The organism is Thermostichus sp. OS-CIW-30, assembly GCF_054060215.1.
In genome coordinates this window covers 59,453-85,762 of the sequence record NZ_JBSSCZ010000010.1, presented here as the reverse complement: position 1 = coordinate 85,762, position 26,310 = coordinate 59,453, and the positions used below count along the sequence as shown (strand labels likewise).

General features: G+C 58.5%; 23 protein-coding genes, 1 tRNA gene and 2 pseudogenes. 18 read left to right on the top strand and 8 right to left on the bottom strand.

From position 1 onward, the window contains the following. The first annotated feature begins 36 nt into the window (after nucleotides 1-36). From ACVWZF_RS06005 to ACVWZF_RS05990, 4 genes and pseudogenes are all read left to right on the top strand, one after another. Nucleotides 37-933: an XdhC family protein gene (locus ACVWZF_RS06005; RefSeq protein ID WP_049749550.1), complete on the top strand. Its 897-nt coding sequence runs from the start codon at nucleotides 37-39 to the stop codon at nucleotides 931-933. Nucleotides 934-1,003: 70 nt separating this feature from the next. Continuing rightward, nucleotides 1,004-2,197: an RNA-guided endonuclease InsQ/TnpB family protein gene (locus tag ACVWZF_RS06000; protein ID WP_457411089.1), complete on the top strand. Its 1,194-nt coding sequence runs from the start codon at nucleotides 1,004-1,006 to the stop codon at nucleotides 2,195-2,197. Nucleotides 2,198-2,203: 6 nt separating this feature from the next. Next, nucleotides 2,204-2,365: pseudogene (locus ACVWZF_RS05995) on the top strand (XdhC family protein); the annotation flags it as partial. A 13-nt stretch (nucleotides 2,366-2,378) separates the two neighbouring features. Further along, a tRNA-Met gene (locus ACVWZF_RS05990) sits at nucleotides 2,379-2,452 on the top strand. Between the two features lie 18 nt (nucleotides 2,453-2,470). On the opposite strand, the gene leuC is transcribed toward ACVWZF_RS05990, so the two are convergent. The 3 genes from leuC to ACVWZF_RS05975 form a co-directional block, all read right to left on the bottom strand. After that, on the bottom strand, nucleotides 2,471-3,874 hold the full coding sequence (gene leuC, locus ACVWZF_RS05985) for a 3-isopropylmalate dehydratase large subunit (protein WP_011431994.1): 1,404 nt from the start codon (nucleotides 3,872-3,874) through the stop codon (nucleotides 2,471-2,473). 189 nt (nucleotides 3,875-4,063) lie between these two features. Then, on the bottom strand, nucleotides 4,064-5,164 hold the full coding sequence (locus ACVWZF_RS05980; protein ID WP_457411088.1) for a polysaccharide deacetylase family protein: 1,101 nt from the start codon (nucleotides 5,162-5,164) through the stop codon (nucleotides 4,064-4,066). A 71-nt stretch (nucleotides 5,165-5,235) separates the two neighbouring features. Further along, nucleotides 5,236-6,258, bottom strand: coding sequence for an NAD(P)/FAD-dependent oxidoreductase (locus tag ACVWZF_RS05975; RefSeq protein WP_011431992.1), 1,023 nt, complete (start codon nucleotides 6,256-6,258; stop codon nucleotides 5,236-5,238). Nucleotides 6,259-6,464: 206 nt separating this feature from the next. Between ACVWZF_RS05975 and ACVWZF_RS05970 the strand changes: the two genes are divergently transcribed. The 5 genes from ACVWZF_RS05970 to ACVWZF_RS05950 all read left to right on the top strand — a co-directional run bounded on the left by ACVWZF_RS05970 (nucleotide 6,465) and on the right by ACVWZF_RS05950 (nucleotide 11,354). Further along, nucleotides 6,465-7,430: an SPFH domain-containing protein gene (locus ACVWZF_RS05970; RefSeq protein ID WP_457411087.1), complete on the top strand. Its 966-nt coding sequence runs from the start codon at nucleotides 6,465-6,467 to the stop codon at nucleotides 7,428-7,430. Nucleotides 7,431-7,442: 12 nt separating this feature from the next. Further along, nucleotides 7,443-7,982, top strand: coding sequence for a ribosome maturation factor RimM (gene rimM / locus ACVWZF_RS05965; RefSeq protein WP_457411086.1), 540 nt, complete (start codon nucleotides 7,443-7,445; stop codon nucleotides 7,980-7,982). Nucleotides 7,983-8,183: 201 nt separating this feature from the next. Continuing rightward, nucleotides 8,184-10,112: a DNA topoisomerase (ATP-hydrolyzing) subunit B gene (gene gyrB, locus ACVWZF_RS05960; RefSeq protein WP_457411084.1), complete on the top strand. Its 1,929-nt coding sequence runs from the start codon at nucleotides 8,184-8,186 to the stop codon at nucleotides 10,110-10,112. A gap of 219 nt (nucleotides 10,113-10,331) precedes the next feature. Beyond that, nucleotides 10,332-10,943: a glycerol-3-phosphate 1-O-acyltransferase PlsY gene (plsY, locus tag ACVWZF_RS05955; protein ID WP_041436109.1), complete on the top strand. Its 612-nt coding sequence runs from the start codon at nucleotides 10,332-10,334 to the stop codon at nucleotides 10,941-10,943. A 42-nt stretch (nucleotides 10,944-10,985) separates the two neighbouring features. Further along, complete coding sequence (locus tag ACVWZF_RS05950) at nucleotides 10,986-11,354, top strand: gamma-glutamylcyclotransferase family protein (RefSeq protein ID WP_414329655.1); 369 nt, start codon at nucleotides 10,986-10,988, stop codon at nucleotides 11,352-11,354. Here ACVWZF_RS05950 and ACVWZF_RS05945 read toward each other — a convergent pair. From ACVWZF_RS05945 to minC, 4 genes are all read right to left on the bottom strand, one after another. Then, nucleotides 11,332-13,605, bottom strand: coding sequence for a cation:proton antiporter (locus ACVWZF_RS05945; RefSeq protein WP_457411082.1), 2,274 nt, complete (start codon nucleotides 13,603-13,605; stop codon nucleotides 11,332-11,334). The genes ACVWZF_RS05950 and ACVWZF_RS05945 overlap by 23 nt on opposite strands. A 418-nt stretch (nucleotides 13,606-14,023) precedes the next feature. Next, nucleotides 14,024-14,326 (bottom strand): cell division topological specificity factor MinE, encoded by a 303-nt coding sequence (gene minE / locus ACVWZF_RS05940; RefSeq protein WP_414412932.1) that lies wholly within the window; start codon nucleotides 14,324-14,326, stop codon nucleotides 14,024-14,026. 98 nt (nucleotides 14,327-14,424) lie between these two features. Beyond that, entirely contained in the window at nucleotides 14,425-15,231 is an 807-nt protein-coding gene (minD, locus tag ACVWZF_RS05935) for a septum site-determining protein MinD (protein WP_457411080.1), read from the bottom strand. After that, the gene (gene minC, locus ACVWZF_RS05930; RefSeq protein ID WP_457411079.1) at nucleotides 15,228-15,962 is read right to left on the bottom strand and encodes a septum site-determining protein MinC; all 735 of its coding nucleotides are present in this window, start codon (nucleotides 15,960-15,962) and stop codon (nucleotides 15,228-15,230) included. The genes minD and minC overlap by 4 nt, the downstream gene beginning before the upstream one ends. Before the next feature lie 172 nt (nucleotides 15,963-16,134). On the opposite strand from minC, the gene ACVWZF_RS05925 reads away from it, so the two are divergent. Continuing rightward, nucleotides 16,135-16,440 (top strand): hypothetical protein, encoded by a 306-nt coding sequence (locus ACVWZF_RS05925; protein ID WP_414343871.1) that lies wholly within the window; start codon nucleotides 16,135-16,137, stop codon nucleotides 16,438-16,440. A gap of 215 nt (nucleotides 16,441-16,655) precedes the next feature. Further along, on the top strand, nucleotides 16,656-17,300 hold the full coding sequence (locus tag ACVWZF_RS05920; protein WP_457411077.1) for a M48 family metallopeptidase: 645 nt from the start codon (nucleotides 16,656-16,658) through the stop codon (nucleotides 17,298-17,300). A 119-nt stretch (nucleotides 17,301-17,419) separates the two neighbouring features. On the opposite strand, the gene ACVWZF_RS05915 is transcribed toward ACVWZF_RS05920, so the two are convergent. Then, nucleotides 17,420-17,785, bottom strand: a complete 366-nt coding sequence (locus ACVWZF_RS05915) for a hypothetical protein (protein WP_041436106.1) — start codon at nucleotides 17,783-17,785, stop codon at nucleotides 17,420-17,422. 381 nt (nucleotides 17,786-18,166) lie between these two features. On the opposite strand from ACVWZF_RS05915, the gene ACVWZF_RS05910 reads away from it, so the two are divergent. The 7 genes and pseudogenes from ACVWZF_RS05910 to ACVWZF_RS05880 all read left to right on the top strand — a co-directional run bounded on the left by ACVWZF_RS05910 (nucleotide 18,167) and on the right by ACVWZF_RS05880 (nucleotide 26,193). Continuing rightward, complete coding sequence (locus ACVWZF_RS05910) at nucleotides 18,167-18,580, top strand: hypothetical protein (RefSeq protein ID WP_457388252.1); 414 nt, start codon at nucleotides 18,167-18,169, stop codon at nucleotides 18,578-18,580. A 68-nt stretch (nucleotides 18,581-18,648) separates the two neighbouring features. Next, a complete protein-coding gene (locus ACVWZF_RS05905) occupies nucleotides 18,649-19,476 on the top strand; it encodes an LmeA family phospholipid-binding protein (RefSeq protein WP_011431980.1) in 828 nt (275 codons plus the stop codon). A 103-nt stretch (nucleotides 19,477-19,579) separates the two neighbouring features. Then, the gene (ftsY, locus tag ACVWZF_RS05900) at nucleotides 19,580-21,076 is read left to right on the top strand and encodes a signal recognition particle-docking protein FtsY (RefSeq protein WP_011431979.1); all 1,497 of its coding nucleotides are present in this window, start codon (nucleotides 19,580-19,582) and stop codon (nucleotides 21,074-21,076) included. Between the two features lie 27 nt (nucleotides 21,077-21,103). Continuing rightward, the gene (locus tag ACVWZF_RS05895) at nucleotides 21,104-22,948 is read left to right on the top strand and encodes a DUF2254 family protein (protein WP_049749549.1); all 1,845 of its coding nucleotides are present in this window, start codon (nucleotides 21,104-21,106) and stop codon (nucleotides 22,946-22,948) included. A gap of 4 nt (nucleotides 22,949-22,952) precedes the next feature. Next, nucleotides 22,953-23,136: pseudogene (locus ACVWZF_RS05890) on the top strand (hypothetical protein); the annotation flags it as partial. A gap of 170 nt (nucleotides 23,137-23,306) precedes the next feature. Continuing rightward, nucleotides 23,307-25,085, top strand: coding sequence for an ArnT family glycosyltransferase (locus tag ACVWZF_RS05885; protein ID WP_457411075.1), 1,779 nt, complete (start codon nucleotides 23,307-23,309; stop codon nucleotides 25,083-25,085). A 43-nt stretch (nucleotides 25,086-25,128) separates the two neighbouring features. Beyond that, a complete protein-coding gene (locus ACVWZF_RS05880; RefSeq protein ID WP_011431976.1) occupies nucleotides 25,129-26,193 on the top strand; it encodes an ABC transporter permease in 1,065 nt (354 codons plus the stop codon). Nucleotides 26,194-26,310: the final 117 nt, after the last annotated feature.

The following is a 26,310-nucleotide window of genomic DNA, read 5'->3' as shown; positions in this document are numbered from 1 at the left end:
TCCCGCTAGGGTGCCGTAGGCATAACCGAGGCTGAGGTGGACGAGACCTTTTACCGACAGTTGGCAGACATGCTCTCCCGCGGGCCGCTGGTGGTGGCCACGGTGGTCCGCACCCAGGGATCTGTGCCTCACCAGGCGGGGGCAAAACTGGCCGTGGGATCTGATGGCACCCTGTTGGGCACCATTGGCGGTGGAGCTGCCGAAGCGGAAGTCATTGCCCGAGCGCAAACCCTTTTGCAGACCGCTGTTCCCGTTGGCGATGGCGATGGGGAGTCCTCGCCGGCTGGGATGCAAGTTTCCCTTGACCTCAACAGCCCTCCCCTGGGCGTTTGCGGGGGACGGATGCACATTTGGCTACAGCGATGGCAGGGATCCCTTGCCCAAACGTTGGTGGCCCAGATCCTCCAGGCTCTGACCCAAGGGCCAAGGGCTTGGCTGATCACCCCCCTCGATCCCCAGGGGTTCCCCTACCTCAGGCTTGGCGACAGCAATGTGGAGCACTTTGCCTCCCTGCCATCCCGCCCACAGCTCCTCGCGGGATCCTGGGTCGAGCCCCTCCTCCCTTCCCCCACCCTGCTGATCGTCGGAGCGGGCCACTGCGGCCTGTCCCTGGCCCAGATCGCCCATTTGGCCGGCTTTCGCATTTGGGTTCAGGACGATCGCCCGGACTGGGTAACCCCTCAGCGCTTTCCCGTTGCCGAGCGGCTGTGCTCAGAACCCTTTGCCCAACTTATCCCCCATCTGCACAGGATCCCGCAGCTCTACATCGCTCTTGTGACCCGCAGCTACAGCCTCGATTGCCAAATCCTGCGGGCCATCTACCACTCCGGCCTGACCCCCCACTACCTGGGGATGATCGGCAGCCGCAAGCGGGTGCAAACCGTACTGCGAACCCTGGCCCAGGAAGGGATCCCGGAGACCGCCGTCAGCTAGAAATCGCAGGAGCCCCGCACTGTACCCGTAGGGTCAGTGTCGGGAGGAATGCGGAAGTTATGATAGAACCATGACCCAAGTCCTGACCGTCTCCTGCAAGCTCAAGGTGTCCCCGTCGCAAGCCGCAAAGTTGGATGCGACAATGGATGCCTTTGTGCAGGCGTTGAACTGGGTCAACCAAAACACACCAGAAAAAGTAGTCAACGCAGTCAAACTCCAGTCCCTTTGCTATTACCAGATTCGCGCTCGGTTTGGCTTGTCCAGTAACTTGGCTCAGCAGGTCTGCAGACGGCTGGCCGGTGCCCGTAAAGTTGCCCGACAGAAAAACCGTCCGGTCAAAGCGTTCAAGAGAGGCTTTGCGACCTACGATGCCCGTATCTTTTCGTTTCGCGAGAAAGACTGGACGGTGTCGCTGACCACGGTTGGGGGTCGAGAGCGCTTTGAGCTGGCGATTGGCCGTTACCAGAGAGAACAGTTGGCAGGCTCCAATCCCAAATCTGCCACTCTGGTCAAGCGCAAAGATGGCTCCTACTCCATTCAAATCTGTGTGGAAACGGAGCCATCCCCACCGCAAGGCACGGATAGAGTGCTGGACGTGGATTTGGGAAGGACGGATATTGCTCATACATCGGAAGGAGATAACTGGAATGGACAGCAGTTGAACAAAGTCCGAGACCATCACTCGCGGTTGAGGGCGGCACTCCAACGCAAAGCCAGTAAGGGCACCCGCAGTTCGCGGCGCAGATGCAGAGAACTGTTGCAACGGCTGTCTGGCAAGGAGAGGCGCTTTCAGGCGTGGGTCAATCATCGCATCTCCAAAGCTATTGTCTCTAGGGCAAAGACCACAAACAGCGCTATTGCTCTGGAAGACTTGACAGGGATCCGGGAAAGGGTCAATCAACAGCCACGCAGCAAAGCTGAGCGCCGCAGAACCAATAACTGGGCATTCTACCAGCTTAGGATGTTCGTGGTCTACAAGGCTGCCATTGCCGGAGTACCTGTGGTGCTGGCTCCGCCTGCCTACACGTCGCAGACCTGCCACCGGTGTTTGCACATCCATCCCGATCCTACGCAATCCTATCGCAGTGGAAAGAAGTTTAAGTGTGGACACTGTGGATGGGAAGGGGATGCGGATTTGAATGGTGCGAATGTGATTGCGCTTTTGGGGGCTGCTGTAAAGCAGCCTAGAGGTTCGTGGTTGGCTTGCCAACTGCAGGGCTACCGAAAGCTCGCCCTGTACTGCGAAGCAGTCAGGGTCGGGTAGTTTACTCGGCTCTTTGCCCCCATTGGCCTGGAGATCCACGCCGAAACCCCCGCCGAGATTGCCATCAGCATCACCGCCCAGCTCATCCAGGTGCGACGGGGATCCCCGAAGAGAATGCCCGGCGAAACTCAAGGTGTAGGCTTGCCGGTTAGCCGGAGGACAAGCTAGGCTAGAAAAGCGCCGCGGGGTAGAGCAGCCTGGTAGCTCGTCGGGCTCATAACCCGAAGGTCACTGGTTCAAATCCAGTCCCCGCTATGCCTGAGAGACGGTTGGTTAAAGCAGTGTCCGCACATCCACCACCTTGCCGCTGACTGCCGCTGCTGCCACCATGGCCGGGCTCATGAGCAGAGTGCGCCCGCTGGGGGATCCCTGGCGGCCCTTGAAGTTGCGGTTGGAAGAAGAGGCGCTGATCTGGCGCCCCACCAGCCGATCCGGGTTCATCGCCAAACACATGGAGCAACCGGGATCCCGCCACTCAAACCCTGCCGCCTCGAAGATCTCCCGCAAGCCCTCCTGTTCTGCCTCCTGCTTTACCCGTTCTGAGCCGGGCACCACAAACGCCTTCACCCCTGGGGCCACCCGCCGCCCCTTGGCAATCTTGGCTGCCTCCCGCAGGTCGCTCAAGCGGCCATTGGTGCAACTGCCGATGAAGCAGACATCCACCGGTGTCCCTACAATGGGATCCCCCGGCTGCAAGTCCATGTAGGCATAGGCCTCTTTGGCCAGTTCCCGCTCGCTTTCCGGCAGATCTTCTGGGGCAGGGATCCGCTCATCCACCCCAATCCCTTGGCCGGGGGTGATCCCCCAAGTAACCGTCGGCGCAATGTCTGCGGCTTGGAATACCACCACGTCGTCGTAGCGGGCATTGCCGTCGCTGGCCAGACTTTTCCACCAGGCTACCGCCTCTTCCCAATCGGATCCCTGGGGGGCAAACTCTCGCCCCCGCAAATACTCAAAGGTCACCGCATCGGGGTTGACGTAGCCGCAGCGGGCCCCTCCCTCGATGGACATGTTGCAGAGGGTCATGCGCTCTTCCATGCTCATGGCTTCAATGGCGCTGCCCCCATACTCGTAGGCGTAGCCCACCCCGCCTTTGACCCCCAGCTTGCGGATGATGTGCAGAATTACATCCTTAGCGTAAACTCCCGGCCCCAACTTGCCGTGGATCTCAATGCGGCGCACCTTGAGCTTGGACAAAGCCAAAGTTTGGGTGGCCAATACGTCTCGCACCTGGCTGGTGCCGATCCCAAAAGCAATGGCCCCAAAGGCCCCGTGGGTAGAGGTGTGGCTGTCCCCACAGGCGATGGTCATCCCCGGCAGAGTTAACCCTTGCTCCGGGGCAATCACATGCACGATCCCCTGCCGACCGGAGCCGCTGTTGTAGAAGCGGATGCCGTATTGCCGGCAATTGCGCTCCAATTCCTGGATCATCTCCTCTGCCAAGGGATCCGCAAAAGGCCGTGCCCGGTTGTCGGTGGGAATGATGTGATCCACGGTGGCCACCGTCCGCTCGGGAAACAGAACCGGCAGATGACGCTCCCGCAGCATGGCAAAAGCCTGCGGGCTGGTCACCTCGTGAATTAGGTGCAGGCCGATGAACAACTGCGTCTGCCCAGAGGGCAAAATCCGCACCGTATGGGCATCCCACACCTTATCGAATAATGTCCTCTCGCTCATCTTCCTCGGCCCGCAGCCAAGTCCTGTAAACTTTCAATGTGCTACTTGGGGAAAAGCTTGTCAAGGCACAGGCCTCCGTTATCTCTGGGCAACGCTGCTGAGCTGAGCGAGATGCAGCCCTTCTTTGAACATCCCCAGCCGGCAAAGGCGGGTCGGAGTCCTCAAGCCAGAAAACCTGTTGCCAGCCCTTCAAACGGGATCCCTGATGGCCGGCCAGGGCAAAAAGCGATAGCCCGCCCCTTCAATGGCGGCGACGATATCCGGCAGGGCCTCTGCAGTGTGGGGCCAGCGATCGTGCAGCAGCAAAACCAGGGGCCGCTCGGAAGCTTGGATCGCCGGCAACTGGGCTCGAATGCGCTCCAAAAGTTGGGCTGCGCTTTGGCCGGCGTAGGCATCTTCTGCGCTCATGTTCCAGTAAAGAACGCGATACCCTGCCTGCTCTAAAGAATGGCGCAAAGCAGAGTCTAGGCGAAAACCTCCCGGTGGGCGAACAACCAGTTGGGGATCCAAGTTCAGCGTTTTGAGCAGTTGGGTTGTCTGATCCACCTCAGCATAAAACAGCTCGTTGCTTCCGTAGAGACGTTGATAATCGTGGGTAAAAGTGTGATTGGCTATGGTGTGGTGATGGGCCTGGATCAATTGAGCCAATTCAGGAAATCGGGAAACGTGGGTGCCGATAACAAAGAAAGTGGCCGGGATCTGAAGATCATCCAAAACCTGTAAAAGTCGGGGGGTAGACTGAGGCCAGGGGCCATCGTCAATGGTCAGAAAGGCAGAACGAGGCGGCACCTCCAGTAAAGGCCCCAGCATTTCTTCCAAGGGCAGTTGCAAAGGTTGAGTATTTTCTGCCGGATCGAGAAAGTCGGGATCCGGGATCCAGCTATGCTGCAGAAACACCTCCACACGAGGGGGAGCAGGGGTAATCAACAGTCGCCCCGTCTGCTCATTTTGGTTGCCCCAGCTCAGTCGATAGGGCAGATCCGAGGCAATCTCGACGGTTGTTGTACGGGTAATGACTCCGTAGGGGATGTCAATCAAATAGTGCCCGTTCACCTCTTCTTGATGGATCCAGGCTGCAGAAGGAGCTGATAGATAAATGAGCAAATCTTGGGGATTGGCGCCGCGCACCACCCGAATGCTTTCGATGGGGAGAATGAGGTTGTATTCCGAGGTGGCCGTCAGGTTCAGCTCAAAAAGAGGCTGGGCCTCTACCGTGCAGTAGTAGATCAGTCCAACCAGTAGGAAGGCTAGGCAAAATATCAACGCTTTCAACGCTTTCAGAGAGTGCATAGGAATGGCTTAAGCCTTCGCAACCAATTTTATAGGACAGAAGCTACCTGAGCTCGATAGAGCCCATCAATTTAACCGGAAGGCCCTGCTGGGCTTCTGGGTGCCGAGAGCAGCCGCTCTTCCCATTTACGTGCAGGCGAGGCCCGTCGGATGTCCCGCCAAATGGCTGTGGCAGCTAAGGTACCATCGGCAACCGCAATCGACACTTGGTTCAGGCCCTGCTTCAAATCGCCCAGCGCAAACAGCCGCGGATGATCAGTGCGACACCACTCGTCGGTTAGCAGGTTTTCCCCTTGCCATTTCAAGCCGGGGATCCCTTTCAAATAGGCATTGTGGTATCTGGCGCCCATCGCCACCAAGCCGGTAGTTGCTTCGATGTAAGTGCCATCTTCCAACTCCACACCCTGCAATTGATGGTTTTCTCCAAGAAAGCGGCGAATAGGAGATTCGTAGAGGGGGTAGCCATGATCCGCCAGTTTTTTGCGCATGTCGGGGCCGACCGAGCAGAGGCCGTGGGTCAACACCGAGATATAGGGTGTAAACCAGTTGAGGACAAAAGCTGTATTGATCCGATCTTCCGAATTGACGATCAACACTGACTTTTGATCCCGCATTTCATAGCCGTCGCAGATCATACAGACATGCAGTGAATAGCCCGCGTAGTCGTAAACATTCTGCATATCCGACAACTGAGGCAGCTCGTCCATAATGCCGGTTGCCGCGATCAAATATTTGCTCCGAAAAACGGGGTAGAGGCTGTTCATTTTTCCCACCTTGACTTTGACCGCAAAGAGGTCTCCCTCATCGGTGGCATCTTCCACAAAACCGCGCAGGTAATCTACCCCCAAGCTGAGGGCATGCTCTGTTCCCTGTCGCAACAGCTCTCGTCCGGGAGTGGTCGGAGGCAATCCCAGATAATTGCGCAAATCCTGCATCCAAAAAGAGCGGCCTCTGCCCTTCTCCACCACCAGGCAACTCAGTCCGTAACGGGCCAGATAGATTGCCGCCGACAACCCCCCTGCTCCCCCTCCGGCCACAATCACGTCATAGATTTTGTTCAAAGCAACTTCTAGATTCCTGCTGCTCAGTTTCATAGACGGGATCCCCTCACCAGACTTCTGCTGGGTGGCCTCAAGTTGTCGGTTGCGGCCCGAAAAATCTTAAGAAGCTCCAGACGTTCCGCAGAGCTGCAGATCATACTTGGTCCATCGCGTTTCTGTTGAGATGTGATCGAGCTAAGGGAGCAGTCCCAGCAACCGTCTAGAATGGGGACTGAACTCCCCCTTAGGAGAAAAGCCCTATGCCAGGTATCTTAGCGGCCATTGCCCTGATCTTTGTCGGCTACCTGTTCAACTCGGTCAAAATCATCAGCCAGGGGTATGAGGCATTGGTGGAGCGTTTGGGCAGGTTTCATCGCAAGCTGACCCCAGGATTGCACCTTATTCTTCCCCCTATCGATAGGATTGTGTTCCAGGAAACCATCCGCGAGAAGGTGTTGGACGTGCCTCCTCAGCAGTGCATCACCAGCGACAACGTCTCTTTGATGGCCGATGCGGTGGTCTATTGGCGCATCACCGACATGATCAAGGCCCGCTATGCGGTGGAGGACGTGCAGCGGGCTTTGGTTAACCTGGTGCTGACGGCTCTGCGGGCAGAAATTGGCCGCATGGATTTGGATCAAACCTTTTCCTCCCGCGCCGAGATCAACGCCCGCCTTTTGACAGAGCTGGACGAGGCCACAGATCCCTGGGGGATCAAGATCACCCGCGTGGAAGTCAGGGACATTCAACCCTCTAAGACTGTGCAAGACTCGATGGAAAAGCAGATGGCTGCCGAGCGGGAGAAGCGGGCCGCCATTCTGAAATCAGAAGGGGAGCAGCAGGCCAGCATCAACCAAGCGGCTGGGGCCGCCAAGGCGCAGCTATTGCGGGCAGAAGCGGAGAAACGGGAGCGGCTGCTGTTGGCTGAGGGCACGGCTGAAGCCATCAAGACCATCGCCGCCACTTTGCAAGAGAATCCAGAGGCAGCCAATGCGTTGCAATACCTGATGGCGCAAAACTATATCGACATGGGCTTCAAGGTAGGCAGCAGTCCCAGCGCCAAGGTAATCTTCATGGATCCCAATTCGATCCCTGGCACCCTGCAAGGGCTGCTCTCCATGGTGGACGTGGCCAAGGGTGGGGAAGGATCTCGCGCGGCGGCCTCTCAGAAGCTGCGTACCCCGGCTTCTTTCCCAACCGAAGTGGACTTTCCGCGGCTCGACTGAGTTTGACCGACCATGATGGCCCGGGATCCCGATTGGCTGCTGGTGGGACAGGTGGTGGCGGCCCACGGCTTGCGGGGCTGGCTGCGGGTTAGGTGCTGGTCGGATTTTCCAGAGCGCTTCACAGAGCCTGGACCACGCTGGTTGCAGCGGGATACGGATCCCGAGCCCCTGCTGCACCCCTTGATCGAGGGGCAGTTTTTCCCGGCTAAGGGTCTTTATTTGGTGCGACTGGAAGGGATCCCCAATCGAACGGTGGCTGAGACCTGGGTGGGGGCTAGGCTGCTGGTACCGGCTTCCCACCGCTTGCCCTTGCAGCCGGAAGAGTACCACTACCGCGATCTCATCGGCTTGGCCGTCTATCACCAAGGGGAGCTGCTGGGACATGTTTCGGGGATTTTGGCAGCCGGCCAGGATGTGCTGGAGATAACAACCCCTGATCACCGGCAGGTGTTGATCCCCTTTGTGAAAGCCCTGGTGCCCGTCGTGGATTTGGAAAAAGGCGCACTGCACGTGCAGCCGCCGCCGGGGCTGGTGGAGAGCTTTCTGGGTTAGAGTTCGGCAAGACGGCCTGACTTCCGTACCTGCATCCCATCCTGAACTTGGCCCTCAGAAGCGCCTGTGTGGCCGTTCTAGCCTTTTGTGCTATCATGGGGACAGTTTTTTGATGATAAGCTGATTCCTGGCCTTTAAGGTCAATTTTTCTGGGTTTCTGTTGATCTTGGCCGGGAGCCTTCCTCGGGATTGGAGTTGGGAATGACGGAAAACTACGGTGCAGAGCAGATCCAAGTTTTGGAAGGCTTGGAGGCTGTGCGCAAGCGGCCTGGCATGTATATTGGCTCCACTGGGCCGAAGGGGTTGCACCATTTGGTGTACGAGGTGGTGGACAACTCTGTGGATGAGGCCCTGGCCGGCTATTGCAATGATATTCAGATCAGCCTGCATCCCGACGGCTCGGTATCCGTTTTGGACAATGGCCGCGGCATTCCGGTGGACATCCACCCCAAAACCGGGCAGTCGGCTCTGGTTACGGTGCTGACGGTGCTGCACGCGGGGGGCAAGTTTGGCGGTGGCGGCTACAAAGTCTCCGGCGGGCTGCACGGGGTGGGCGTGTCGGTGGTGAATGCCCTCTCCGAATGGGTGGAGGTGACGGTTTGGCGAGAGGGCAAGGTTTACTTTCAACGTTTCGAGCGCGGGGCGGTGGTGGGATCCCTGAAATCTGAACCCCAACCCAAGGGATCCAATCGGCGGGGTACAGAGGTGCGCTTCAAGCCGGATGGGCTGATCTTTCCCGAGCGAGAGTTCGACTATGCCCTGCTGGCGGCCCGCTTTCGCGAATTGGCCTACCTCAATGCCGGCTTGAAAATTACCTTTAGCGATCTGCGGCGGGATCCGCCTCACTGCGAAACCTATCAATATGCAGGCGGCATCAAGGAATATGTGGCCTTTATCAACCACGAAAAAACGCCCATCCACTCCGACATCATCTACATCCAAGGGGAGCGGGATGGGGTGGAGGTGGAAGTGGCGCTGCAGTGGTGCTCGGATGTGTACACCGACACTTTGATTGGCTTTGCCAACAACATCCGCACCAACGAAGGGGGTACCCACCTGGAGGGCTTGAAAACCTCTCTTACCCTCACCATCAACAGTCAAGCCCGCAAGCTCAACAAGCTGAAAGATTCCGACAGCAACCTGGCTGGGGAAAATGTGCGCGAGGGGTTGACGGCCATCGTCTCGGTCAAGGTGCCCAACCCCGAGTTTGAGGGGCAAACCAAAACCAAGTTGGGCAACACCGAGGTGCGGGGCATTGTGCAAACCCTCGTCTCCGAGGCGCTCACGGAGTACTTGGAATTCAACCCCAACGTGGCCAGGGGGATCGTCGATAAGGCCATCCAGTCCTTCAATGCTGCCGAGGCAGCCCGGCGGGCCAGAGAATTGGTGCGGCGCAAATCTGCCCTGGAATCTTCCACGCTGCCGGGGAAGTTGGCCGATTGCAGTTGCCGCGACCCGGCGGAGTCTGAGGTGTATTTGGTGGAAGGCGACTCTGCAGGGGGCAGCGCCAAACAAGGTCGGGATCGGCAGTTTCAGGCGGTGTTGCCCTTGCGCGGCAAGATCCTCAACATTGAAAAGGCGGATCCCGCCAAGATCTACAAAAACGCCGAAATTCAGGCGATGATCACAGCGCTGGGTTTGGGAGTTAAAGGCGATGAATTTGATCCCAGCCAACTGCGCTACCACCGCATCATCCTCATGACCGATGCCGATGTGGACGGTAGCCACATTCGCACCCTGTTGCTGACCTTTTTCTACCGCTATCAAAAGGCGCTTCTGGAACAGGGCTATGTCTATATCGCCTGTCCGCCGCTCTACAAAATCGAGTGGGGCCGCAACAATGTTCGCTATTGCTACAGCGACGCCGAGAAAGACCAGATCCTGCGGGGGCTGCCTGCCAACGCCAAGTACACCATCCAACGGTTCAAGGGTCTGGGGGAAATGATGCCTGAACAACTTTGGGAGACCACCATGAACCCGGCAACGCGCACCCTCAAACAAATCACCATCGAAGATGCGGTGGAGGCGGATCGCATTTTCACCATCTTGATGGGAGATGCTGTTGGTCCCCGACGGGAGTTTATTGAGGCCCACAGTGCCCATTTGGATCTGGCGGCTCTCGATATTTAGCGACTCTCGATATTTAGCGACTCTCGATATTGGGTGGAGAGAACTCTGTCCCGCCTCTTCGGGGCCCACGGCAGGGGGAAAGTGCTCCGCACCGCTGGCGCGAACGTAACGGTGTTGCAGACGAGGCCGCGAGCAGCCAAAAGCTCCCGGACGGGGCAAGATCCCAGTTGCAGCCCAGACCCTGTGGCAAAGTGAGGGAAGAGCGTTCCAGATCCTGCTATGCCTGCATTGCTTACGGCTCTTCTTGCGGTGCTGGGGGGCTATCTCCTGGGATCCATCCCGACCGGCTATTGGGTAGGCCGTTGGTGGGGGGGGATCGATATTCGTCAACAGGGATCCGGCTCTACCGGAGCAACCAATGTGTTGCGGACGTTGGGCAAGGGGCCCGCCCTGCTGGTGTTGCTGGTGGATGCTGCCAAGGGGGCAGCAGCAGTGGCTCTGGGATCGGCCTTGGGATCCGCGTGGTGGGTGGTTTTGGCGGCATTGTTCGCAGTGATCGGCCATAGCCGTTCCTGCTGGCTGGGCTTCAGGGGGGGCAAATCGGTGGCCACCAGCCTGGGGATCTTGTTGGCTATGGCTTGGCCGGTAGCCCTGACAACTTTCGGCGTCTGGCTGCTGGGGCTCGCCCTCACCCGCATCGTTTCCTTCAGCTCCCTGCTGGCGGCAGTGGCGGCTCCGGTGGTGATGTGGGCAACAGCTCAACCTTTGCCGTATTTGTTGTTTGCGTTGGCGGGCGGGGTGTATGTGATCGGTGCTCATCGGCGCAACATCGAGCGCCTACTGGCCGGGTCGGAGCCGCGCATTGGCCAAAAATGGACGCAATCTCCCTAATTTTCAAGGCACTGTGAAGCAGCTGTATTACTCCGCAACGCTATGCAACCGACCACAGTGGTTTTTGTCTACGGATCCCTGCTGCGGGGCGGCCAATACCACAGCTTGCTGCAGGGGGCAGAATTTTTGGGGACAGACAGCCTCAACCACATTGATCTTTACAGTCTCGGCCCCTACCCGATGGCAGTTCGTGGCCGAAACCGGCTCTACGGCGAGTGCTACCGCATCCCCTTGAGTCTATTGCCCCGATTGGACGAGCTGGAAGACCACCCGCGGGTGTACGAACGGCAGTGGGTGCAACTGGATAGCGGCACCTTTGCTTGGGTTTATCTGGGTCGGCCTGAGCAGGTGCAAGGGTGCTCGCTCATCCCCAGTGGCCGCTGGCTGGCTAGAGATCAAAGTGGAGCTTGACGCCCTCAACATACTGGGGCAGCACCAAAGACTCTATCCCACTGTTGTGCTCCGCACCGCTGTCGCGAACGCGAACGGCTGCCGACGGATCCCATTCTTGGGAATCAGACTCTTTGGCGGAGAGAGCACCGGCATCCACAGGGCTGGAAACGCGCTCCAGGTAGTAGATGCGATCCCCGCGTCGCCAAATGTCTGGCTCAGGCAGGTAGAAGAGCCGACCCGGTCGAGATGAGCCGCTCCTCAGCCGCTGCGGGCGCACCAACAACAAGGGCAGGCATAGATCGGCTTTGATTCGATAGGCAAACTGATCCCGCAGCCGTTCAAGGGTAGGATCCTCCAGCCCCACCTGGGCAAAGAAGGGATTGGGCAGCGCTGTCGGGAGCGACTCTTGAGCTGCTAAGACAAAGGACTCCGTCCTGCTGTCGCGAACAGCCTTGTTGCTTGCCTCTGGCAGGGCCGAAGCCGAGAAGGGGAGGGGTAGGCCCAAGTCCGCCAACGTGGGTAGGGTGATCGAGCGCAGCTCGGCCCGATTGGCCTCCAGATAGCCGACCCAGCGCTGCAGTTGGGAGAAGGAAGGCTGCAAGGTGCGGATCCCTTCTGAGATAGGCATATCCGGCAGCAACACCGTCCAGATGGTGGCAGAAACCGAGAGCTTAACCATCAACTCGGCAATGGCCCAGTTCACCTGCGGATCCAGAGTGAGGATCAACAGGGTTTCCGCATGGTCGATATCAGCCTTCAACAGAGCAGACTCGTTCAGCACGGCCTCCTGCAGGGATCCGGGGGCAGCCTCTGGCTTCAGGTCAGGTTTGTGGGTGCCATTGCCATGTTGCTCTGCACCACTGTTGCTCCGCATCCCTGACGCGATGGCGGCACGACGCTTCTGCGAAACGGGGTCTTTGGCGTCCGCTGAATGGGAAGCTTCGTAGCTGCCATACCCATTTTTGGAAGCCCCAGAAAGCAGTGGGATCACCTCGACTGTCTGGTTCAGCGAGCGCATCAACTGGGCCAATTGGTTGGTGAGGGGATGATCGCCGATGATTACGGTGGAACTGCCCTGATCCAGACCCAGCCAGCGGGCCACCCAGGCTGCCGTCAACCCCTGTACCGTCACCGTCACCGAGATCGTCAAAAACACCAGCGCCTTGAGGGCATCTCCCCCGGTAATGCCGCGTTCTGTCAGCAAAATGGCAAACAAGGAGGCCACCGAAGCCGCCACAATGCCCCGAGGAGCCAGCCAAGCCACAAACAGCTTCTGCCGCCAATTCAGGTCGCTGCGCCAGGTACACAGCCACACGCTCAAGGGGCGGATGACCAGCATCAAGCACAGCACTGTGGCCAGGGATCCCCAGCCCAGGGCAAACACCGCCTTGAGGGAGAGCGTGGCAGTCAGCAGGATAAAGATCACAGAGATGGCCAACACCACCAACTGGCCGTGAAACTGCCGCACACCCCGCTCGGCAATGGCCGCCTTCTGCCGCACCACCAGGCCCGCCATCACCACCGCCATCAGCCCCGCCTCCGATCGCAGCGACTGGGCCAAGGCAAACACCCCCAGCGCCCCTGCCAGCACCACCGAGTTGCGCAACTCCTCGGTTAAAAACTGCCGCGACCAGAGCAGGAAGGATCCCATCAGCCAGCCCCCCAGCGCTCCCACCGCCGACCCGATGGCCAGACGGCTGGACAACTGTTCCAGGGCCATGAGAAAACTGGGATGGCCAGAGAGCACCACCTGCAGCACCACCACCGCCAAAATGGCCCCGATGGGATCGATCAGCACCCCTTCTCCCTCCAGGAGCGTGCTGACTGCCGGATCGACCCGTACCCGCTTCAAGATGGGGTTGATCACCGTCGGCCCTGTTACCACCACCAGGGATCCAAACAAAAAAGCCAGCCGCCAGGGAAACTCCCCCAGATAGTGAGCTGCTGCCGCTCCCCCCACCAAGGTCAGCAGGGATCCCAACAAAACCAAATTGCGCAGGCTATCGGATACCTGATTGAGACGTTGCAGCCGCAGGTTCAGTCCCCCCTCAAACAAGATCAGAGCCACCGCCAACGACACCAGCGCTTCCAGCCCGGATCCCATGACTTGGGGATGAACCCAGCCCAAACCATCTGGCCCCAGCAACAGGCCAAACAGCAGCAGGAATACAATGCTGGGCACTTTGACAAAATTGGCCAGCACCTGAGCAGCGATCCCAGCCACCAGGGCTAGCGTAAACAGGATCGTCAGCTCAAATGAATCTTGCATATTAAGGCTTAACCGAACGCAATAGCGGGACGGAGCCCTTACCTTTCCAGCTACTGAACGCCAACCCTCTCATTGTTTCCATCGTTTTGTTTCCATCGTTAACGTCGTTATTACTCCGCAACGCTAACGCCAATACAGACTGCTGGAAAGTCTCCAATCGTCAAGGTGGCTCTGCCCATCACGTCAGCAGTTCATGAGCTCGAACATGCAGAGTTAACCGAACATGCAGAGTTAACATTTAGTTAACCTCTGTGTGCTGGCTCCATAAAGTTGCAAAAGCTACACCCAGCTCCACTCTTTCTACAGTACACACGACTTACCTCAACGTATCACAGAGCGGGCTTGACGACCACTCTGGCGTTGGGCAGCTCTGTTGGGAATTGAAAGCAAATCGACATGCTGCCAAAAATCTCCCCTTCTAGGCTTTCTCGCCTTCCGGGTGGCTGAGACCCGTCTCTAAGGGCTTAACGCGACGGATGGGCAGATTGGCAATAAGAGCAGTCGTTCCCCCTTCCGTAGCCAAATGAAACTGCATTCCCTCTGAATCTAGCTCCACATAGCGGGACACCACCCCCAAAATCTCCAGGCGCATTGATTCCAGCGCCGCCGGGGTGAGGTCAGCGCGGTCATGGGCCAAGATCAGCTTCAACCGTTGCTTGGCTTGCTGGCGGCTGTTGCCGGAGTGCCGAGAAAAAAGCTGATCCAAAAAATCGAGGAGCATAGGTTTTGCCGGCCTTGTTACTCAGTTGTGAAAGTTGTGAACAGGTCAAAATTGCCATTCCAATCTGGATAAAGTGGGGAAAAACGACAAAACAGTTGTCAGAGCACCTTTTGGTTTAAAAACCGTTTGGCCCGCTCCCAAAAAGACTCGCTCAAGCTGGCCAGCTTGGGAAACTCCACCGCTTCCCCTTCTAGCCGTCTGGCAATGCGCTGGATGGCCTGAGCAGCCAGAGTTGGATTGGCGGAGAGAACCAGGGGCTCCCCTTTGTTGGTGGAGACGATCACCTCGCGGTCTTCTGGAATAATACCCACCAACGGGATGGCCAGCACCTCGACCACATCTTCCACCGACATCATCTGGCCGGCTGCCACCATGTCCGGGCGCAGGCGGTTGACAATCAGCTGAGTCGATGAAATCTGTGCAGCTTCCAGCAGGCCCACCACGCGATCTGCATCCCGCACCGCTGCCACTTCTGGGGTGGTGATGATGATGGCCTCGTTGGCCCCGGCAATGGCATTGCGAAACCCCTGCTCGATCCCAGCAGGACAATCGATCAGCACATAGTCATGGCTGCTGGCCAGCTTCTCGATTAACTGGCGCATCTGATCCGGATGCACCGACGTTTTGTTGCGGGTTTGGGCTGCCGGCAACAGCGAGAGATTGGGGGTGCGCTTGTCTTTCACCAAAGCTTGCTCGAGGCGACATTCCCCGGCGATCACCTCTAGGGCTGTGTACACCACCCGATTCTCCAGCCCCAGCAGCAAATCCAGGTTGCGCAGGCCAAAGTCTGCATCCACCACCACCACCGAGCGACCCAAGCGCGCCAAGGCAGTGCCCAGGTTGGCCGTCACGGTGGTTTTGCCGACTCCACCTTTACCAGAGGTTATGACAATGACTCGGCTCATACTCCTCTCCGCAGAAAATCCTGAAGGCTGGCGACGCAGATGACATCCTCCTGCAGGTAAACCACTTCAGGGGTGTTGGGCAGGGATCCACCTTCTGGCGGACGGGCCACTTGATCGGCAATGCGCAACTGAGTGGGCTCCAACTGCAAAGCCAAAATTACAGCTCCCTTGTCGCCGTCGGCCCCCGCGTGAACCAGGCCCCGCAAGCGTCCCCAAACCCAAATATCTCCTCCAGCAATGATCTCGCCGCCGGGGTTGAGATCCCCTAACAGGAATACCGAGCCCCTGTGACGCACGGACATGCCAGAGCGCACTGTCGAACGTAGGTACAGAGGTGTGGTGTCTGGGGGAGCAAGGGGAACTGCCTCCAAAAGGGAAGATTGCTCCACAGAATACCCCAACGTCGCTGCTGCAATCGCTGTCGAGCGGGATCGGGTTTGGACGCACCACAGTTGCAGTCCATGCTGGGACAATAGGGTAGCAAGAACTTGTAAGGTAGACACATCCAACTCTCGCTGTTGGCTCCAGAGGGTGAGGGGAGCGACTCCGGCCCAGTAGGGTTTGCGGCTGCGCAACTGCCAAACCAGGTTTTCCCAAAGCTCCTCCCAAGGCAAGGTGCTGGGCAAGTGCAGATGGATCCCCTGGGCATCCGACCGAAAGTAAACGCTGCCCGTGGCCCAGGAGTCTGGAGATGGGGAGATTTCAGGGTTCCATGTAGGGGATCCCGTCATGACCGCCCTTAAACGTCTGCCTGAATATAGAGCCCTATCCTATTCCATTCCCCCAAGCCAGGGGAAACTCTCTCGGCGGTTGCCCTTGATAGCAAAGCGGTTTCGCTTGGGTGGCAGGACAATCTTGCTTCGGGATCGCTAACTTGAGGGTACTTGATGGAGCCAATTCCTGATGTTGAAACCTCGCCACACCCTCAGGCTGCTCGCGCCAGCAGGACAGGATCCTCTCCTCTCCAAGGGGTGGAGTTCTCGCGCGGTGAGACCGGTCGCCATTGCCCTACTCAGCATTCTTGCGGCATCTGGGATGGGATCCCCTGCCCATGCCCAAGATCTGGGCCGTTTGCTGATTCATGGCCTTCAGTGGCTGCAGGTGAGCCAGTTGAACGATGCCCAAGAGGTGAGCTTAGGCCGCCAGATCGATCGACAAGTAAACTACCCGACTCTGACCGCTAAGCGGTACAGGGCGGGCTTTCAGTAGCCCTGCAGTTGGCAAGCCAACCACGGACCTCTAGGCTGGTTTACAGCAGCCCCAAAAAGCGCAATTACGCTTGCACCATTAAGGTCCATTATACTTCATCAAAGCGCATTCCTCCCAACACTGAACCTACGGGTACAGTGCGGGGCTCCTGCGATTTCTAGCTGAAAGCGCGGGGACAACTTCGCCTCAGTTCGGATCCCTACTGGGTCGAGCGGGTGAACCGCATTGGCCAACGGGTGGCCGCCCACAGCGAACGGCCCCATCTGCCCTACACCTTTCAAGTGGTGGAAGATCCCGACATCAACGCCTTTGCCACACTGGGAGGCTTTGTCTACATCACCACTGGTGCCCTTGCAGCCGCCGACAACGACGACCAGATTGCCGCCGTGCTGGCCCACGAGGTGGCCCACATCGGCGAACGCCACGGCCTGCAACAACTGCAGCAGGCTGCCACTGCCCAGTTTGGGGCTCAATTGTTGGGGCTCAACGACAGTACCCTGGCCGCTCTGGCCCTGGAATTGGGAGTACGGCGCCCGCAGAGCCGTGAAAACGAGTTTATCGCCGATGAAAAAGGTTTGGGGGCAGCCTATCGCGCCGGGTTTGACCCGCAGGGCATGCCGCAATTTTTGGCCAAGTTGCAATCCCGCGGATCTGTGCCAGAGTTCCTGCGCACCCATCCCCCTGTCTCGGAGCGCATTGCCCGCCTCAACCAGCTCATCACTCAGCACGGCATGGCCAGCCCAGCCGGTCAGACCGTTCCACTCCACGGCTCCGGCGGCTCCATTTGGCCCTCCGGATCCCCCGAACAAACCCAACGCACCGAGATTGAGATCCTGCCGCTACTCCCTGTCCTGCCCTAACTCGGCACAGAGGGATCCCTTCTGCCCAAGGCCGGCTGAAATGGCTCTCGCTCCCAATCTTTGGCCTTGATGACTTCCTGTGTTTCTTGGTCGGGGATGGCTACTGGTGGAGCTATGCTTCACAGCAAAGGCAGGCCACGCAGTCTCCGCAACTGGTTGAGGTGGGCCGGGCAATCACAGCCGAATAGGGCAATAGCTGCGTTGCTTTCTTCAAGGGTGAACTCCAGAAAGGGATGCTCTGTCACCTCGACCTCAACCCAGGACTCCGTCCCGCTAACGCGAGTGGCTGGGATGGGATCCTTCTGCTCGGGAACAAGGAGAGGATGTCTCCACGGCAAAGAACGGGAGCGGACGACACCCAAGTCAAATGGGGGCGCATCCGGGGCAGAAGCCCAAGCCGCAGGAGCAGACAAAAGCAGCAACGCCCACAGAGCCGGTGTAGCCCACCTTGCCCAGCGCCAATAGGAATAGGGGATCCCTGCCATAGACTTTGCTAACTCACTAGTGTACCGTCCGCTTTGGATTTTGCCAGGGAGTGGCTGAAGCGAAGAGGACGTCATAGCTGCGCAACGCTAACGCGACTGGCCGGCATCGTCTCAGGAACCGTTGGGTCACAGCCGGCGGATCCCATGCCAAACTTTGGTTTAGAATATTTTTAGATTCGAGATTCAGTCTCACTCATTTGAACTTGGGGAGGCCAACCTTTAGCCCTGCCAAGGATATCCCTCTTCTGCAGCGCTCCACTGGGATCTAGCTTCCTGCCCTTTCCCGTCCTGTTTTGTTCATTATCTCTACCAACTCAGGAGTTTCTTATGGCCGTTCCAAATGGTCATTCCGGCACGCTTCCAGAGCAAGAGGCTTCTTCTATGGGAAAGGACGCCCTCCCGCTAACGCAAACGGGTAACGCTCTAAACCTGGCTCCCCTGCCTGCTGATGGGGCCTCTGCGGCTGCTCAGATGCCGGTACTGCTGGGGGAGAAATCCGGCCCGCCCGTGTTTCCCAGCCCTGTCAAGTTCAGCGAAATTGAGATTGACCACCGTCCGGTTGGGGCTTCGACCCTGAAAGTGGTGGATTACTATGCCGACGGACGTCCAGTTGCTGCTGCAACTCTCAAAGTCGTGGACACTTGGGGGGAGGGACGCCCAACGGTTGCCTCTGGCGCCAAATTCATCCATGACCCCGCGCTCAATCGGCCGATAATGGCCGATGGCCTGAAAATTGCCAAAACCTTTATGGGCAACCGACCCATTGAGGCCAGCCCCCTCAAGGTGCTGCGCTAGCCCAGATCCCCAAGGGGGGCCAGGGATCCCCTTGCTAACCTAGGTTAGGGCACAGCAGGGCAGTGAGCATGGAGATCCTGGCGGTTCTCTTGGGGCTGTTGGCGGGCTTGGGAGGAGGAGCGGGCTATCTGGCGGATCAGACGGCGCGGCAGCTTCTGTTGGATCAGTTGGATCGGGCAGAGGTTTTGGAGGTGCGCATCCAAAGCCAGCCCAATTACCGGCTGCTGAATGGCCAAGCGGATCGCCTGCTGATCGCCGGTCGCGGGCTCTATCGAGCGCCCTTTCCCCGCATCGAGCTTCTGGAGCTGGAAACTGATCCGGTGGCAATTGACCCCTCTTTTTTCCAGGGGGCTCCCTTGCGCCTGGCGCGACCTCTGCAAGCGGCGGTACGGGTGTTGGTGCGGGAAGAGGACTTGAATGCTGCCCTCAACAAGCCGGAGGTGCTCCGCCAGTTTCAGGATATCCGCGCCGATCTGCCTTTTGGGGGAGCTGGAAGGGAAGCTCGCCGTTTTGATCTGCGTCAGCCCCGCGTCGAGTTTTTGGATCCCAGCCGCATTCAGCTCTCTGCCCTCTTGGTGGAGAAAGACGGCGGTACTGAGCAAAAGGACTCCGTCCCGCTAACGCGAGCGGTGGAGGTGGTGTTTAACACCGGGATCCGCGTGGAAGAAGGGCGCAGCCTAAAGCTGGAGAATCCGGAGTTTGTGATCGGTTCTGTGCGGGTTCCCGATGAGATCTCAGCAGCGTTTTTGGGCGGGCTCAATGAGGTGCTTGACCTGCAAGAGCTGGAAGAGATTGGGATCCTGATGCGGGTGCTCAGCCTAGAGATAGAGCCTGACCAGTTGCAGGTGATTGGGTTTGTGCGGGTGGAAGGGTTGGAAAGGACCTCGTCCCGCTAACGGGGATCCCCATTGAGCAGGGATGAGCTCCCCAGGGCTGCGCTCTAGCAGGAGAGCTGCTCTGTCAAACTGGATAAAGATCAGCCAGGCTGGAGATGGGATTATGGCCTTCGATTGGTTTCGCCGCCGCTATACCGACTCTACCGACTCTTCTGGTGAAGCAGAGCCTTCGCCACCGGCCCCGGAACCGGCGGAGATCTCCCCGGAAGACTATTTGGCCTTCGCCAAAGCCGCCTATGCCAACCTGAAGGCCCGTACCGCTGCCCAAGCCCCACCGGCAACCCAGGACTCTGTCCCACCTGCGCCAGCGGAAGGGATCCCTGCAGAATCCGTCCAGCCACAGCCACCGGCCTCGACTGAGGACTCCGGCCCACTTGCCCAAGCAGAACCCCGTGAACCCGTCCAGTCCTCCACTCCAACACAAGAACCAGCATCTCCAGAATCGCCCCCTGTGCAGCCGGCGGCAGCTCCCTCGTTTTTCGATCTGGCTCCCCGTGCTGCTGAGCGTCTCCAAGCCCTGCAAGCCAGCGCCGTGGATGAGCCCAAACCCGAGCCGGTGACTCCAGCCGTTGCTCCTTCTCCAGAGACTGGGCCGGAAGAGCTGGTCTTCGATGAGGGCTTCCGCTGGTCAGCCGAGATCCTGGCGGCCCAAGGGCGCAAACCGGAAGAGATTTCCGTTGAGGAAATCTCCTGGCTGCAAAAGCTGCGGCGAGGCTTGGGCAAAACTCGCCTTAACCTGATCAACCAGTTGAAAGCCCTGGTAGGCCGCGGCCCCCTGGATCAGAAGGCTGTGGAAGAAATTGAGGCCCTGTTGCTGCAGGCCGATGTGGGGATCGACGCCACCGAGCAGATCATCCAAGCCCTACAAAAGCGCATGCGAGAGGAGGTGGTGCCCCCAGAGGAGGCCGTCAAATACCTCAAGCAGCAGATGCGGCAGATGTTGACGGTGGGGAATCCCACCTTTGCCCCACAACGGGACACGCTCAACATTTGGCTGATTGTCGGGGTGAATGGGGCGGGCAAAACCACCACCATTGGCAAAATTGCCCATGTCGCCCGCAAGTCTGGATACCGCTGTCTGATTGCTGCTGCTGATACTTTCCGGGCTGCTGCTGTGGAGCAGCTCAAGGTTTGGGCAGAGCGAGCAGGGGTAGAGGTAATCGCCAATCCCTCTCCCAATGCCGATCCGGCAGCGGTGGTTTTTGACGCCATCACAGCCGCCAAGGCCAGGGGCACCGAGTTGCTGTTGGTGGACACGGCAGGCCGTCTGCAAAACAAGAAAAACCTGATGGACGAGCTAGCCAAGATCCGCCGCATCGTTGACAAAAAAGCTCCCGAAGCCAAAGTAGAAAGCCTTCTGGTGCTGGATGCCACCCAAGGGCAAAACGGGTTGCGCCAAGCCGAGGTGTTTGCCGAGGCTGCCAAGTTGAGCGGTGTGATCCTGACTAAGCTGGATAGCACCGCCAAGGGGGGGATTGCCCTGGCCATTACGCAGCAGATGAACCTGCCCATCCGCTTTATCGGCGCCGGCGAGGGGCTAGAAGATCTGCGGCCTTTTTCCAGCTACGAGTTTGTGGAAGCTCTTCTAAGCGAGTATTGAGGCACCCCCTCTCTGAGAAGGGCCATTGTGAAAGAGAGACACACAGATCCAGGCTTTGTTGGGCGTCGCCCCCGCTTTCTGCCCTGGAGTGCTGCAGTGGTGGGGGCAGGTTTGCTTTGGGCTTGGGGTGGGCACCGCTGGATCCAGAGCGGGTTGAACCTGGTTCGGGCGGGATCCACGCAGGATACAGAAGCTTTGCAGGAATTTGTAACCACCTTGGCTCAGGTGTTGTCGGGGGTGCTGGGCTTTACCCTCTCGGTGGTGGCCATTGTGGTGCAGTTGAGCGCGGATCGCTTCACGCCAAAGGTCACGGAGCTGTTTTTGCGCGAGAAAGTCAATTTCTACCTCTTCTTTTTCCTGATTCTGGCCAATGTGGTCAGTTTGTGGAGTTCGGCAGCCCTGAGCCTTTACGTTCGCGTCGGCGGTGTGGAGCAACAACGTCTGGGGCTGCTCATCGGTCTGAATTTGCTGCTGGGCACAGCCTCGTTTTTGGTGCTGATCCCCTACTTTCGCTTCGTGTTTCACTTCTTGCAACCGGCCTCGATTATCCATCGCATTGAGCAGCAGGTGCGGCAGGCCGTTTTGGGATCCCTTGCTTCCAGGAGATCAGGATCGGACTCCGGATCCAAGAGGGGCTATTTCTCCCGTTGTTCACTGCAACTGCGGCCTCGTCACGACAACGTTGTGCAGCAACAGCGATGCGCAGGAATACAGGGTGCCGTAGGCATAGCAACAGAGCAGCACTCTCCAATGGGCGAATGCTCGCCAGCTCATCAGCGCTGCCTCTCGGCTCTGGATGAAATCAAAAGCATCGCCACCAGTGCTCTCCGTCAGCAGGAGGGGAGCATTCTCCTGGAAGCCTTGGACAGCTTGAAGTCTCTGTGGGTCTTCTATGCTGCTCACAAAGCACAACTGCCCCCTGCCTGGTTTCTCTTTACCCCGGCTCTGCGGCGGGATCCGGACTTTGCTTCGGTGGATAGGGGCCTGCTGGGCCGGATCGAGGCAGAGGGATCCTGGCTGGAGCTGAAGATACTGCGGCAGTATCAAGCCTTGTTTGCCGAGGGGCTAAACGGCATGCGCCAGGCGAGCACCCTGGTGGCCATTCACAGCCGGGAGCTGGGGATCCGCGCCCTGGAAGCCCAACAACTCACGGTAGCGGGGTGGGTGATCAAGTTTTTCAACACCTATCTGCGGGCCGTCATCAACGCGCGAGACATCCGCAGCGGCTACAACCTGCTCAAGCAGTACCGCTTGTTGGCCGAGGCAGCCCTACAACACCGCCAGTCGGCTCTGGTCTTGCAGATTGTTGGCTACTTTCGCTACTACAGCTTAATTGCCTACAAAGCTGGCCTCTTTTTCCTATCTGAAACCTTTGGCTTTGATCTGGGAATGTTGGCCCAGTCGAGCTGTGCTCTGGGCTCTGAAACAACGGAAGCCATTGTGCAAGCCTTGTTACGTCTGGATCAGGATCCCGAAAGCGAGCAACAGGAAACCACCCTGCGTGGGATCCGCAAAACCCAAGTCCGCTTGGCAGCCTATTTCCTCAGTCGTGGCCGGGAGGACTGGGCCAGGCTGATCTATCAGGATATGCAGCACGAGCCCCTGGCGCGCCTGCAGAGCATCCACCAAGAGCTGCTCTCTACGGCTGCAGAGTTTTGGGAGTTTACCGACCGGGGGGAGAACTTCTACTACTTGGAGCCCGCTCTTTGGCCCTATGCCGATCGCGTAAGCGGGACGGAGTCCTTTCGCGTCAGCGGGACGGAGTCCTTGCAGTTTTTTAGCTGGTTTCAGGGCTTAACCTTGCCGGCAGATAAGCTGAAGAGCATGACTCTAGTCAATAATAAGCTCAACTATACTGAAAATAATGTATAATATGTTCAGTACGGATTACTACCAGTTGATCTTTCTGTTTACTTTCGAGTCTGCCAACATGGTAGCCAAAGCAAAGCAGAAAATTGGTAGTAAGACGACACGGAAACTGCGCTTTGGGTATTCTACTCAAAGCTTTGCGGGATACCGCCATTCTGGTTGGAAACAAACAGAATGCTATCGCTGCATAGTTGAACAGTGATGTTCAGCAGTGTTCAGCGTAAATGTATCAGCTCCTCTGGATCTCTGGAGCTTCCCTAAAAAATTCTGCCGCTCGCGTAAGCGGGACGGAGTCCTTGTCTAGTCTGGTTAGAGCCGCCCCTTGCTGACTTGTCCCATCGCGTTAGCGGGACGGAGTCCCATGCGTCCTTTCGGCAACCCCAACCGTCTGGGCAGTTCTCCTAGCCGCAGATCCCTGCCGGGATCCAGCTCCTTCGTTCAGTTTCGCCGCGACCCGCACCTAGTGCCCTTTTGGGGCCTAAGCCTACTAGTCATGGGCCTGGCAGTGCCTCTGTTTGTGCTTTCGGGGGCGGATCCCAGTTTGGCCGGCTGCGACGAGAGCTTTTATGCCCAAATGGCCCGCGAGCTGCTGCGGGGAGGGCATTGGCTGGGGCCCACTTTTTTGGGGGAGCCTTTTTTCGAGAAACCCCCTCTGCTCACCTGGAGCGTGGCCCTCAGTTTTGCCCTGTACGGGGTAAACGAGTGGGCAGCGCGGCTGCCAGGGATCCTCGCTGCTTTGCTCTCCATTCCCCTGGTGGGTTGGATTGGGTGGTTTTTTTTGCCGATGCGGGCGGCCTTTTTGGGGATGGCGGTTTTGCCCCTGTGCTACCTCTGGGTGCAGCAGGGGCGGCTGGTGGGGCAGGATGTGCCCTTGACCTTTCTGGAGCTGCTGGGGATCCTGGGGCTGGTCAACGGTATCCGCGGCCACAGGGTTTGGTTTTGGCTAACCGGAGTGGCCTTCGGGCTGGGCCTGCTGATGAAAAGTGCCATGATCCTGCTGCCGGGGGCGGCTTTGATCCCCTATCTCGTGCAGCAACGGCGCCGCTGGATGGGATCCGCCCCATTTTGGCTGGCGCTTGGGCTGGGCTTGGGGATTTTTGGCCTCTGGCTGGGTCTGGCCATGCAGGTGTATGGCCCACAGGTGCTGACCACCCTGGTGGGGAAGGTGTGGGATCTGGGGCAAGAGCCCTTCCATGCGGATGCCACCGGCTGGTACTACTTTTGGCACATTCCCGTTCATGGCTTCCCGTGGACGGTTTTGGCTTTGGTGGGTGGCTTTCTCCTGGTGCGCCAGCAGCCGGGATCCACGCTGCTAATCTGGTCTTTCCCCCTGCTGCTGCTGTTGTTGTTGCAGCTTTATCCCACCAAAACCCCCTACTACACCGTGCAGCTTTACCCTTGGCTGGCTCTCTTGGCCGGGGTAGCCTTGGATCAAGCGTTGGCTATGCGGGGTCGCGTCAGCGGTGCGGATCGCGTTAGCGGGACGGAGTCCTTGCACTTAAAGCCCCGTCTGGCCCAGGTGCTCTCTTGGGGACTGGCAGCGGTGGGGCTGTTGCTGTTGGGTTTGGGGGTGGCCGTCCGGCTAGGTGTAGACGGTCTGGAGCTCCTACAGCCTCATGCTTGGCCGCTGGTGGCGATGGGTCTTTTGTACCTCTTGCTGCCGGGGATCTGGAGTTGGCGGCGGGTGTTGCGCTGCGCCGGCGAGCTGTGGGTGGGAATCCTCTTGTTGGTCGGGATCCTCGCCATGATCACCATCGTCTTGCGGCCTGATTTCGGCAACTTCAGCCCTGCTTTTGCCCAAATGGATTGGAACCAAATGCTGCCCCCGTCCGTTCGCGCTATTCGGACGGAGTCCTCGACAGAGTCTGGGGAGACGGTGGTGGATATTGGCCGCAGCGGCTTGCCGGATGTCTGTCAGGCCCAGGCCATCGCTTTTTATACCCCTAATCCGGGGAGATGGGTGGATGATCAGGCTCTGCGACGAGGGGAGCATGGAGACTACCTTTGGGTATCTCCGGTGCAGGCAGAACAGGTGGAGATCCGGGATTTGGGGTTACAACCTCTGGCGGAGGTGGAGGGCTGGCAACTGGTGCGCCGTTTGGATCCCCTCTTGGAGCAGGGCAGCGGGGAGCCTCTTTGAGTTTAAAAATCTTAAGTTTAAGAATCCTAGGAAGTGTTAAAGCATGGCGGGAATAGCGGAATCGGGCCGGTCGTGGGTGTCTCTAGAGCGTACCTGGGTAATCCAGGGATTGGCTTGGCTGGCAGCGCTGCTATTTGTGGCGGGGGTGATCCTGCTGGCGGGGGCTTCACCTCTCCAGGTGGCGGCCAGCATGTGGCAGGGGGCCTTCGGCACTGAAGCTCAGTTTGGCCGGGTTTTGGCAACGCTGGCTCCCCTTGTCCTCTGCTGCTGTGGGCTGGTGTTTACGTTTGTTGCCGGTCTCTACAACTTGGGCATCGAAGGGCAAATGGTGGTCGGGGCAATTGCGGCCACGTTTCTGGTGCGTCTGGAAGCGGGATGGTTGCCGCCGCCACTGGCCATTACCTTGGCGCTTTTGGCCGGGATCCTGGGGGGGGCGGGCTGGGGCCTGTTGGCTGGGATCCTGAATGTGTGGGGGCGGGTCAACGAGATCTTCGCTGGGCTGGGGCTGAATTTTGTTGCCCAAGGTTGGGTGCTCTACCTGATCTTCGGCCCTTGGAAAAGGCCGGGGGTGGCTTCCATGAGCGGGACGGAAGTGTTGGATCCCCGTCTGTGGTTGCCCACCTGGGGGCGGTCAGAGGCCAGTCCGGTGGCGTTGCTGCTGGCCCTGTTGGCTTTGGCCCTGACGGTGCTGGTGGTGGGCAACACTCGCTTCGGCCTGCAGTTGCGGGCGGTGGGGAAAAACCCTGTAGCTGCTTTCCGGTTGGGGATCCCGGCTACCCGCAGGTTGCTCATGGCATTTGCCTGCTGTGGGGGCTTAGCAGGGCTGGCGGGCGCCTTGCAGGTGTTGGCTCTGTTCCATCGCCTCATCCCCAATATCTCCAGCAATTTGGGCTTTCTGGCCTTGTTGGTGGTGATGCTGGCAGGCTTTAACCCCCTGCTGATTTTGCCGATTGCCTTTTTCTTCAGCAGTCTTAACATCGGCAGCTTGCAACTGCCTCTCTCTTTGCAATTGGAGTCTTCTTTGGCCGGTGTGATTCAGGGATCCCTGGTGTTGTTCGTCTTGCTGGCCCAAGGGATCAGCCGCCGCTACTTCCTTGGGAAAGGTTAATGGCTTCGGCGATTTCTGGGATCCCTTTGCGTTAGCGTTGCGCAACAACGAGATTTAACTCCTATCGCGGGGGAAAACTTTGGATTTTTCTGCTCAGGACAGTGGTGCGGTTCCTCT